At 73.6% G+C, this 10,344-nt stretch carries 9 protein-coding genes; 4 read left to right on the forward strand and 5 right to left on the reverse strand.

Going from position 1 to position 10,344, the window contains the following annotated elements; genetic code table 11:
- Nucleotides 1-9: 9 nt before the first annotated feature.
- Both E1211_RS13375 and E1211_RS13380 read right to left on the reverse strand, forming a co-directional pair.
- Nucleotides 10-1,299: an MFS transporter gene (locus tag E1211_RS13375; protein ID WP_132348975.1), complete on the reverse strand. Its 1,290-nt coding sequence runs from the start codon at nucleotides 1,297-1,299 to the stop codon at nucleotides 10-12.
- Between the two features lie 43 nt (nucleotides 1,300-1,342).
- Nucleotides 1,343-1,924 carry a helix-turn-helix transcriptional regulator gene (locus E1211_RS13380; RefSeq protein WP_132348977.1) on the reverse strand — a complete coding sequence of 194 codons (582 nt, stop codon included), beginning with the start codon at nucleotides 1,922-1,924 and terminating at the stop codon, nucleotides 1,343-1,345.
- Nucleotides 1,925-2,191: 267 nt separating this feature from the next.
- Here E1211_RS13380 and E1211_RS13385 point away from each other — a divergent pair, with 267 nt between their 5' ends.
- The 4 genes from E1211_RS13385 to E1211_RS13400 all read left to right on the forward strand — a co-directional run bounded on the left by E1211_RS13385 (nucleotide 2,192) and on the right by E1211_RS13400 (nucleotide 7,043).
- Complete coding sequence (locus E1211_RS13385) at nucleotides 2,192-4,273, forward strand: AAA family ATPase (RefSeq protein ID WP_132348979.1); 2,082 nt, start codon at nucleotides 2,192-2,194, stop codon at nucleotides 4,271-4,273.
- A 235-nt stretch (nucleotides 4,274-4,508) separates the two neighbouring features.
- Nucleotides 4,509-5,417 (forward strand): ABC transporter ATP-binding protein, encoded by a 909-nt coding sequence (locus E1211_RS13390; protein WP_132348981.1) that lies wholly within the window; start codon nucleotides 4,509-4,511, stop codon nucleotides 5,415-5,417.
- A gap of 28 nt (nucleotides 5,418-5,445) precedes the next feature.
- Nucleotides 5,446-6,183, forward strand: coding sequence for an ABC transporter permease (locus E1211_RS13395; RefSeq protein WP_132348983.1), 738 nt, complete (start codon nucleotides 5,446-5,448; stop codon nucleotides 6,181-6,183).
- A 92-nt stretch (nucleotides 6,184-6,275) separates the two neighbouring features.
- Nucleotides 6,276-7,043, forward strand: coding sequence for a VOC family protein (locus E1211_RS13400; protein ID WP_132348985.1), 768 nt, complete (start codon nucleotides 6,276-6,278; stop codon nucleotides 7,041-7,043).
- A gap of 105 nt (nucleotides 7,044-7,148) precedes the next feature.
- On the opposite strand, the gene E1211_RS13405 is transcribed toward E1211_RS13400, so the two are convergent.
- From E1211_RS13405 to E1211_RS13415, 3 genes are read right to left on the reverse strand one after another with little or no spacing between them, the layout of a single operon-like run.
- A complete protein-coding gene (locus E1211_RS13405; protein WP_132348989.1) occupies nucleotides 7,149-7,886 on the reverse strand; it encodes an ABC transporter ATP-binding protein in 738 nt (245 codons plus the stop codon).
- Between the two features lie 41 nt (nucleotides 7,887-7,927).
- On the reverse strand, nucleotides 7,928-9,043 hold the full coding sequence (locus E1211_RS13410; RefSeq protein WP_243709522.1) for an iron ABC transporter permease: 1,116 nt from the start codon (nucleotides 9,041-9,043) through the stop codon (nucleotides 7,928-7,930).
- 13 nt (nucleotides 9,044-9,056) lie between these two features.
- A complete protein-coding gene (locus tag E1211_RS13415; RefSeq protein ID WP_132348987.1) occupies nucleotides 9,057-9,995 on the reverse strand; it encodes an ABC transporter substrate-binding protein in 939 nt (312 codons plus the stop codon).
- Between the last annotated feature and the right edge of the window lie 349 nt (nucleotides 9,996-10,344).

The raw sequence follows: 10,344 nt of genomic DNA on the forward strand, positions 1-10,344 counted from the left end.
GGGTGCGGCTCAGCGACCCGGCACCGGAGTGACCGCGATCCCCGCGTCCGTTCCCGCGGGGTCCGCCGCCCGGACCGGCCGCTCCGGCGCGCCCACCCTCCGATCCGCCCGGGACAGGGGTACGGCCAGCACCGAGACCGCGACCAGCCCGGCGACCCCGGCAGCGGCCACCAGCGGTCGGGGGTCGAGCAGTTCGAGCAGGACGCCGCCGGCCAGGTAGCCCACCATGGACGCGCCCTGGACCGCTCCGACGTAGCTCGCGAACGCACGTCCCCGGACCACCTCGGGCACCCGGCGGGCCATCAGCACGGTGCCGAAGACGTTGTTGCCGCCGTTGAAGATCCCGCCCACGAGCCAGATCGGCACCAGCAGCAGCGCGCTCGGTACGGCCGCCGAGACCAGCACCATCAGGCAGCACCCGCCGAGCAGGGCCAGCGCGGCACCGGCCAGCGCCCCGTCGCGGTGGAGCCGCCCGACGGCCCGTACGAAGATCCACGAACCGGCCAGCACGCCCAGCGTCCACGCGCCGGTGACCAACCCGTAGATCGTCGTGCTGCTGTGCAGGGTCTCCCGGATGAAGAAGACCTCCACCACGTTGATGGCACCGACCGCGCCGACCACTCCGGCCACCCCGACGACCGTGGCGAGCAGCAGCGGGTCGCGGCGCAGGCGCCAGGCGCGTGGCTCGGTCGGGCCACCGGCCGGCACCTTCCCCGGTCCCCGACGGCCGCCCCGCCGGGTACGGATGAGCAGCCCGGCCGCCACCAGGGCGAGGTAGCTGACCGCGTCGAGCAGCAGTGGGAGCCGGGTGCCGAAGCCGCCCACCAGGACGCCGGCGAGCGCGGGTCCGGCGAGCACGCCGAGCGTCCCCGCGGACTGCTGAAGTGCGCTGGCGCGGGGCAGGTCGGCCGGTCGCACCATCGCCGGGACCAGGGCGGCGAGCACCGGCTGGGTCACGGCCAGACCGACGGCGAGCAGCCCGGCCAGGACGATCATCAGAGCGGGTCGCTCGGCGTGCGCCAGAGCGAGACAGATGCCCGCCTGGACCAACCCGGCGATGACCAGCAGCGTGCGGCTGTCCACCCGGTCGGCGAGCCGTCCGGTCAGCGGGGCCAGCACCACCAGCGGCAGGGTCGCGGCGAGCAGCAGGCCGGAGACGGCAAGGCCACCGGCTCCGGCGCTCTGCAGGGCGAGGGTCAGGGCGCTCGCGGCGAGGAAGTCCCCGCAGCTGGAGACGGCGCGAGCACCGGTGGCGAGCCAGACGTCCGACCAGCGCGACGGAGCAGTTGTGAAGGACATATTTCGAAAATAATCCTTCACAACTGCTCCGGGCAACCCCTCCTCACTCCAGGGGCAGCGCCTTGTAGTAGATCGAGACGGTCCGGGCGTCGGACGGCGGATCGGTACGGGTCCGCTTGCGGTACGGCTCCAGCAGCCGATCCACCGCATCGTTCAGCTCGGCGAGCTCCGCCGCGGTGACCAGGAGCTGACTCTCGGAGAGCCGGGCGACGTCGTACCACTCGGGCGGCTCGGCCGGCGCGCGCCGCAACCAGTCGCGGCTGCGCTTCAGCTCGACGGCGAGGAACGCCTCGACGACCGCGGTCTGGGCCGCCACCGCCTCCGGCTCGGCGTCCCGACCGGCGTCCACCGTCCAGCTGGGGCTGACGGTCCGCCAGATCCGCTCCCGCGCGTCACCACGGCTCGGCGCCGGCTCGACGAGACCGGCCTTGGCCAGTTCCCGCAGGTGGTAGCTGGTGGCACTCGGCGACAAGCCGACGATATCGGCGCACTCCGTGGCGGTCGCACCCTCCGGGAGCGCACTCAGCTGTTCCATGATCGCGAGACGGGCCGGATGTGCCAGTGCCCGCATCACCTGCGGGTCACTGATCCTCACCCCACGTCGCTCGGCGGGCGGCTCGGTCATGCCCCCCATGATCCCGGCCAACTCCCCGCCCGGTCACCCACCCCGCGCGAGGCGGCAGCGACGGAAGGGAGGCCGAGGCCCGCCCGGGGAGCGCCCGGCGGAAGGGCCCGGAAAATCCGTCGCCGCCCGAACACTTCGAGGCGTAGGGTGGACGACCGCGCGCGTCGACGCGCGCATCCTGCCTGCGGGCACAGCCGACACCGCCTCGACGGAGCGCCGGGCGGCCCAGGTCACCGATCACACGAACGCACCGGAAGGTCGCCTCGGATGACCCTTGCTGCCCACACCTCGCCCGACCCCACGGATCTCGACGACGAACTCGCCTCGGAACGAGCCCACCTGGAGAGCTCCCGGGCGGCGCTGCGCCAGATGCGCGAGCGCGCGGAGGCTCTCTTCGCCACCGGCGACAAGGTCGCCGGCGACTCGTACACCGCCGAGCAGTTGGGCCGGCACATGGCCCGGCGGGTGAAGGAGCTGGCCGACGATCCGACCACGCCGCTCTTCTTCGGCCGGCTGGACTTCGGCGGCGACGCCGAGCGCCGGTCCGGCGGGGACACCGACCCCGACGACGAGGTCGTCGGGGTCTACCACGTCGGCCGGCGGCACGTCACCGACGAGCTGGGCGAACCGATGGTGCTCGACTGGCGCGCCCCGGTCTGCCGGGCCTTCTACCGGGCCAGCGCCCGCGACCCGCAGGGAGTCGCCGTCCGCCGCCGGTTCGGCTTCAGCACCGGCGTACTCACCAGCTTCGAGGACGAGCACCTGGACCGGGGCGAGGAGCTCGGCACCGCGAGCCGGATCCTGACCGCCGAGATCGAGCGCCCCCGCGTCGGGCCGATGCGGGACATCGTCGCCACCATCCAGCCCGAGCAGGACGAGCTGGTCCGGGCGGACCTCGCCGACTCGATCTGCGTGCAGGGCGCCCCCGGCACCGGCAAGACGGCGGTCGGCCTGCACCGGGCCGCCTACCTGCTCTACCTGCACCGGGAACGGCTGAACCGCTCCGGCGTGCTGATCGTCGGACCGAACCGGGCGTTCCTGTCCTACATCGCGGCGGTGCTGCCGGCCCTCGGCGAGGTGGAGGTCGAACAGTCCACCGTGGAGGATCTCGTCGCCCGCGTGCCGGTACGCGCGGTCGAGGACCCCGCCACGGCGACGCTCAAGCACGACGTACGGATGGCGGAGCTGCTGCGCCGCGCGCTCGAAGCCCACATCGGCGAGCCGACCGAACCGATCATGGTGTCCGACGGCTCGTTCCGCTGGCGGATCGGACTGGAACCGCTGCACCGGGTGATCGAGGAGACCCGCCGGGAGGGCCTGCCGTACGGGGTCGGCCGCGAGCGGGTCCGGGCGCGGGTGGTGAGCCTGCTGCAACGGCAGTCCGAGGCCCGCCGCGCCGAGTCGCCCAGCGACGCCTGGCTGCGCCGGATGGCGAAGTCACGACCGGTGTCCGCCTTCCTCGACGCCGCCTGGCCGGCGGTCACCCCCGAGGGTCTGGTGCACACCCTCTTCTCCGACCCGGCGGCGCTCGCCGCCGCGGCGGACGGTCTGCTCACCGAGGCCGAGCAGGCGCGGCTGACCTGGGCGAAGCCGCCGCGTACCGCCAAGGCGACCCGGTGGACGGCGGCCGACGCGGTCCTCGTGGACGAGGCGGCGGGGCTGATCGAGCGGCCGGCCGGCTTCGGTCACGTCGTCATCGACGAGGCGCAGGACCTCTCCCCCATGCAGTGCCGGGCCATCGCGCGACGCAGCGAGCACGGGTCGATCACGCTCCTCGGCGACCTGGCCCAGGGCACCGCCCCCTGGGCCGCCACCGACTGGCGGGAGACTCTCGCCCACCTGGGTAAGCCGGACGCGGCCGTGGTGCCGCTGACTGTCGGCTTCCGGGTGCCGGCCGCCGTGGTCGCCCTCGCGAACCGGCTGCTCCCGGCGCTCGCCGTGAACGTGCCCCCGGCCGAGTCGCTGCGCCGCGACGGTGGTCTCGACGTGCGCACGGTGACGGACCTGACCGAGGCGACGGTGGCCGAGGTGCGGGCGGCGCTGGCGCACGACGGTTCGGTCGGTGTCATCGCGGCGGACGACGCGGTGGCGGGGCTGCGCTCGGCCCTCACCGACGCGGGGATCGAGACCAGCACCGCCGACGACGTGGCGGCCACGGCCCGGGTCATCGTGGTGCCGGCGACCCTGGTCAAGGGTCTGGAGTACGACCACGTGGTGGTCGTCGAGCCGGCCGCGATCGTGGCCGCCGAGCCACGCGGCCTGCACCGGCTCTACGTGGTGCTGACCCGGGCGGTGTCCCGGCTGGCCGTGCTGCACCGGGACCCGCTGCCGGCCGCCCTGGCCGGCTGAGCCGCCCGGCCACGTCTCGCCCGGCCGGTGCCGGCGGACGGTCGCCCGGCACCGGCCGGCGCACCATCGAGGCGATCGGCAACTGGTTCTGGGGGATCGGGCAGCCCTGGGTGCTGCTGTCGCTGCGGTGCGGGGCGAACGGGTCGCCGGACACGCCGGCGGCGGGGCAGCGTGAGTGGCGCGGGGCGAGTAGACAGAGAGCCGGCAGCCTCACCGGACCGCGAAGGAGCACCGCATGATCCTGGCGCGCGCCGACCAGGTCACCCGCCGCTACGGCGACGTGCTGGCCCTCGACCGGGTCGACCTGACCGTCCACGCCGGCGAGATGGTCGGCCTGCTCGGGCCGAACGGGGCCGGCAAGAGCACCCTGATGAACCTGGTCGTCGGCCTGCGCCGTCCCACCTCCGGCCGGATCGAGCTCTTCGGCGGCGACCCGCGCGATCCGGCGTCCCGCCGGCAGCTCGGCATGACGCCGCAGGAGACCGGCCTGCCCGGCACCCTGCGCGTCGGTGAGGTGGTGGACTTCGTGGCCGCCCACTACCCCGATCCGGTGCCCCGCGACGAGCTGCTCGACCGCTTCGGGCTGACCGACCAGCTCCGGCGGCAGACCGGTGGCCTCTCCGGCGGGCAGCGCCGACGGCTCGCGGTGGCGTTGGCCTTCGTCGGCCGGCCCCGGCTGGTGCTGCTCGACGAGCCGACCACCGGCCTCGACGTCGAGGCGCGCCGCACCCTCTGGGACGCCATCCGCGCGTTCCACGCCGAGGGCGGGACGGTGTTGCTGAGCAGCCACTACCTGGAGGAGGTGGAGGAGCTGGCCGAGCGGGTGGTGGTGATCGGCCACGGCCGGGTGCTCGCCGACGACAGCGTGGACGCGGTCCGCTCCGTGGTCGGCGTACGCCGGGTCGGTTTCGTCGCCGACGATCTGCCGGCGCTGCCCGGCGTGGTGCGCAGCGAGCTGATCGAGGGCCGGCACCACCTGCTCACCACCGACGCCGACCAGCTGGTCCGGGACCTGGTCGCCGCCGGGGTCGCCTTCACCGACCTGGAGGTCCGCCCCACCTCGCTGGAGGAGGCGTTCCTCGCCATCACGGCCGAGGAACGACCGCGTGACGAGCCGCCTGTCACCGCCGCCTCGGGCCGCTGAGCCGCCGCCGACGCAGGAGAGGGAAGCCGTGCAACTCACCCTGGTTCACACCCGCTACCAGCTGCTGGAGATCGTCCGGATCCCGATCGCCCTGATCGGCAGCGCGTTCTTCCCCGCCGCCGCGATGCTCTTCTTCGTGGTGCCGTTCGCGGGCAAGGACCCGATCGGCGCCACCTACGCCACCGCGTCGATGGTCACCTTCTCGGTGATGAGCGCCAACATCTTCCAGTACGGAATCGGCGTCGCCGAGGACCGCGACCAGCCCTGGAATCCGTACACCCGGACCCTGCCCGCGGGGCCGGGGCCCCGGCTCGCCGGACGGGTGCTGGCCGGGCTGGCGCTCACCTACCTCTCGCTGATCCCGGTGCTGGTGATCAGCGCGACGCTGACCGCCGCGCGGATCACGCCGCTGGCGTTCCTGCTGGCCATCGGCACCGTCGCCGTGGTGTCGGTGCCGTTCACGCTGATGGGGCTCGCCATCGGCTACTCGCTGCCGAGCAAGGCGGCGATCGTGGTCGCGCAGATCGTCTTCTTCCCGCTCGCCTTCGGTGGGGGACTGCTCTCCTCCCCGGGCGAGGCGCCGGGGTTCATCGAGGTGATCGCGCCGTACCTGCCCACCCGGGGCGCGGCCGAGCTGATGTGGGCGACCGTCGGCGACTACCCGATGCGTCCGCTGTCACTGGCCATGCTGGGCTTCTGGGTGGTGGTGCTGGGTTCGCTCGCCGTCTGGGCGTACCGGCGGGACGAGGGTCGCCGGTTCAGCTGACGATTAGTCCGTTTTGGCCCCATGCGGCGGCGGGGCGGTGCCAGGATTCCGGCAGGGGCGGGTCGTGTCGCCCCGAGCCGAGAGGGGGCACCGTGAACACCGTCGCGCCGGGTACGCCCTGCTGGGCCGACCTGGCCACCCCGGACCTGGCCGACGCCCGGCGGTTCTATCCCGAGCTGTTCGGCTGGACCGGGCGGGTGGCGGCCGAGCCGGAGGCGGGCGGTTACACGGTCTTCCAGCTGCGCGGGCAGGCCGTCGCCGGGGCCGGCCCACCGGCCATCCCCGACCAGGTGCCGATCTGGTCGACGTACATGGCCACCGACGACGCCGATCTGGTCGCCGGCCGGGTCGAACGGGCCGGCGGGCAGGTGGTGGTGCCACCGTTCGAGGTCTTCGACCGGGGGCGGATGGCGGTCTTCGCCGACCCGGCCGGCGCGTCGTTCAGCGTCTGGCAGCCGATGGCGATGCCCGGTGGCGAGGTCTTCAACGTCCCGGGCGCGATGGCCTGGAACGAACTGGTCACCCCCGACCCGGAGGGGGCCAAGGTCTTCTACGAGCTGGTCTTCGGCTGGCAGCCGGACGACCAACTGGTCGGCTCGATGACCTACACGGGCTGGCGGCTCGGCGCGCAGATCGTGGCCGGGATGATGCCGCCGCTCGCCGACGACTTCCCGGACGACCTGCCGGCGTACTGGACTGTCTACTTCGCGGTCGCCGACGCCGACGCCACCGCGGCCCGCGCCGCCGCGCTCGGCGGAACCATCCTGGTGCCGCCCCGGGACATCCCGACGGGCCGGTTCGCGGCGCTCCGCGATCCCCAGGGCGCCCTCTTCTCGATCATCGACATCGGCGCCCCCTGACCCCCGCCCCGCCCACCGCGAGCGTCGACACTTCCACCGGACGAGTGGCCATTCCGGGTGGAACAGCCACTCGTTCCGTGAAAGTGGCCCGCCGAGGGAAGGGGGTCAGCGGCGGCGCACGGGGACGATCAGCGGGCCGTGCTCGCCGTCGACGACCCGGACGCTGGCCCGGTAGTGCTCCGCGAGCAACCGTTCGGTGAGCACCTCGCGGGGCGTCCCGGCGGCGGCCACCCGCCCCTCGGCGAGCAGCACCATCCGGTCGGCGTACTCGCCGGCGATCGAGAGGTCGTGCATGGTGGCGACCACTGTCAGCTCGTGCTCGCGGCGCAGCTGGTCGACGAGGTCCAGCACCTCCTGCTGGTGGCCGATGTCGAGCGCGCTGGTCGGCTCGTCGAGCAGCAGCAACGTCGCCCCCTGGGCGAGCGCCCGAGCCAGGAAGACCCGCTGCCGCTCCCCGCCGGAGAGGGTCGCCAGTTCGCGCCGTACGAAGCCGGTCAGGTCCAGCCGGGAGAGCACCTCGTGCACGGCGGCCAGGTCGGCGGCCGACTCCCGCCCCAGCGGGGGGATGTACGGGGTGCGGCCGAGCAGCACGTAGTCCAGCACCGGCATGCCCGGCGGCACCACCGGGGACTGCGCCACCGTGGCCACCACCCTTGCCCGGTCCCGCCGACGCAGCGACTCGATGGGCGTACCGAAGAGGCGGACGGCGCCCGGCGCGGCCAGCAGGCCGCCGACGGCGCGCAACAGGGTCGACTTGCCGGCGCCGTTCGGGCCGATCACCGTGACCCACTCGCCGACGGTGACGGTCAGGTCGATGCCGGCGAGGATCGGCGTGCGGTCCATGGTGACGTGCAGGTCACGCACCTCGACCGCCGATGCGGCGCTCACGTCAGCACCCGCCGGGCGGTACGCAGGATCAGGACGAAGAACGGGCCACCGAGCAGGGCGGTGACCACGCCGATCGGGATCTCGGCGGGAGCGGCGACGGTGCGCGCCGCCACATCGGTGAGCGCCAGGAACGCGGCGCCGAAGAGGAGCGAGAGCGGCAGGATCACCCGGTAGCTCGACCCGGCGAGCAGCCGCACGGTGTGCGGCACGATGATGCCGACGAAGCCGATCAGGCCGGTCGCGGAGACCGCCGCCGCGGTGCCGAGCGAAGCCGCGGCGATCAGCAGGTAGCGGGAGCGCTGCGGGTGCAGGCCGAGGCTGCTCGCCTCGTCGTCACCGACCGACAGCACGTCCAACTCGCGGCCGTGCAGCAGCACCACGACGGCGGTGAGCACGGCGTACGGCAGGACCAGCAGGACGTCGTGCCAGCCGGCGGTGGCGAGCCGGCCGAGCAGCCAGGAGTAGACCGCCTGGATGCTGTCGGCGTTCCGCTGGAGCAGGTAGGTCTGCCCGGCGGAGAGGAACGCGGAGACCGCCACCCCGGCCAGGATCAGCATCGCCGGGGAGCGGCTGCGGCCACCCGCCGCCCCGAGCAGGTAGGTCAGCGCCACCGCGCTCAGCGAGCCGATGAACGCGGCGAGCGGGATGGTCAGCGGCAGCCCGGTGAGCGTGCCCTCCGTGCCGGCACCGCCGAGGGCGATCACCGCGGTCACCGCCACGCCGGCTCCGGCGGCCACGCCGAGCAGGTACGGGTCGGCCAGCGGGTTGCGGAACACGCCCTGGTAGCAGCCGCCGGCCAGGGCGAGCATCCCGCCGACGAGCAGGCCGAGCACCACACGGGGCAGCCGCAGCTCGGTCACGATGGCGATCTCCCGCTCGTTGAGCCCGCTCTCCAGGTGCACCCCGGGCAGCAGGTTGAGCAGTTCGGCGGCGACGCTGCCCGGCGGGATGGTGACCGGGCCGAGCGACACCCCGGCCACCAGGGCGACGAGCACCGCGACCACGCCGGCGACGAGCCAGCGCGGTCGCAGGCCGGCCGGCCGGGACGGGGTCGCCGTCTCGGCCGGCCGGACGGGCGACGCGCCGGGGGCCACGGGTGCGACCCTGGTCATCGTCGACCCTCGGTCACGCGGGCACCTTGGCGACCGCGTCCACGATGGCCCGCAGCAGGTCGACCACTCGCGGTCCCCACCGGGACGCGATGTTGTCGTCCAGCGCGACCACCTGGTTGTTCTTCACCGCGGTGATCCCGGACCAGCCGGGGCGCGCCTTGATCGTGTCGGCGCTCTGCTGGCAGCACTTCGTGTCCGCGAGGAAGACGAAGTCCGGGTCCGCCTTGACGATGATCTCCTGGGAGAGCTGCGGGTACCCGCCGTTCTTCCCGTCGGCGTCGGCGGAGTCGGCGATGTTCTCCAGCCCGGCCATGGCGTAGAGCGAACCGATGAAGGTCTTGCTGGTCGCGCTGTAGAGCTCCGTACCGAGCTCGTGGTAGAAGGTGAGCTTCTCCGACCGCTGCGGCAGGTCCTTCACCAGCTTGGCGATGTCGTCGCGCATCCGCTGGGTCAGGTCGGCCGCCTCGGTGGGGTGCCCGGTGAGCGTGCCCAGGTCGGTGATCTGGCGGTACGTGTCGTCCAGGGTGGTCGCCGCGGGAGTCACCAGCACCGGGATCTTGAGCTTGCCGAGCTGGTCGACGATCTTGTTCCGGTCGTCGGAGATCACGACCAGGTCGGGGCTGCGTCCGGCGATCGCCTCCGCGTTCGGCTGGAAGCCGGAGAGGTCGCTCTTCGGCACGCCCGCCGGGTAGTCGGAGTTGTCGTCGACGGCGGTCACCTGCGGGCCGGCGCCGATGGCGAAGAGCATCTCGGTGATGCTCGGCGAGAGCGAAATGATCTTCTCGGGGCGCTGGTCGAGGGTGACGGCACCGACCGTGGCCGGGAAGGCGGCGGCGGGCTGGCCGCCGCCACCGGCGGCGGGGGCGTCGTCGGCCTTCTCGGCGCAGGCGCCGAGGGCGAGCGCGGCGACCGCGAGGGTCGCGGCGAGCAGCCGAGGGGTACGTCTGGACATCGGTCCTCCTGTCGGTCGAGGAGCGTGGTGCTTCGCCGACAGGGGCCGAGCGCCCGTCCGCGAGCGCCCTTCCTCGAGAGCGCGGTTCGCGACCGATCCGCAGGCGACCTGGCTCGTCCCCGCCGCGGCGGGGCTTCACAGTTGCGGGACAGCACCGGGTTCGCACCGGCTTCGCTGCGGAACGGTCGGTAAGACGGTAGCGCACGGGCCGACCGGGCCCGATCGATGAACGAGCCCAGCCAGCCCGACCGATCATCGCCGGCGGCCGGAGTCCGGGCCGATCGGTGGCCAGTTACCGATATGCCCCGATCCGGGGCGGGGACGGTGGGGCCCCGTCCTGTCTCTTATA

Source organism: Micromonospora sp. 15K316 (assembly GCF_004348525.1).
Taxonomy (GTDB): Bacteria; Actinomycetota; Actinomycetes; order Mycobacteriales; family Micromonosporaceae; genus Micromonospora.

What these genes read in the sequence shown, in the direction of transcription:
- E1211_RS13405 (WP_132348989.1), bottom strand. Translation starts at nt 7,886, where the DNA reads ATGGACCGCACGCCGATCCTCGCCGGCATCGACCTGACCGTCACCGTC.
- E1211_RS13415 (WP_132348987.1), bottom strand. Translation starts at nt 9,995, where the DNA reads ATGTCCAGACGTACCCCTCGGCTGCTCGCCGCGACCCTCGCGGTCGCC.
- E1211_RS13390 (WP_132348981.1), top strand. Translation starts at nt 4,509, where the DNA reads ATGATCCTGGCGCGCGCCGACCAGGTCACCCGCCGCTACGGCGACGTG.
- E1211_RS13410 (WP_243709522.1), bottom strand. Translation starts at nt 9,043, where the DNA reads ATGACCAGGGTCGCACCCGTGGCCCCCGGCGCGTCGCCCGTCCGGCCG.
- E1211_RS13380 (WP_132348977.1), bottom strand. Translation starts at nt 1,924, where the DNA reads ATGACCGAGCCGCCCGCCGAGCGACGTGGGGTGAGGATCAGTGACCCG.
- E1211_RS13375 (WP_132348975.1), bottom strand. Translation starts at nt 1,299, where the DNA reads ATGTCCTTCACAACTGCTCCGTCGCGCTGGTCGGACGTCTGGCTCGCC.
- E1211_RS13385 (WP_132348979.1), top strand. Translation starts at nt 2,192, where the DNA reads ATGACCCTTGCTGCCCACACCTCGCCCGACCCCACGGATCTCGACGAC.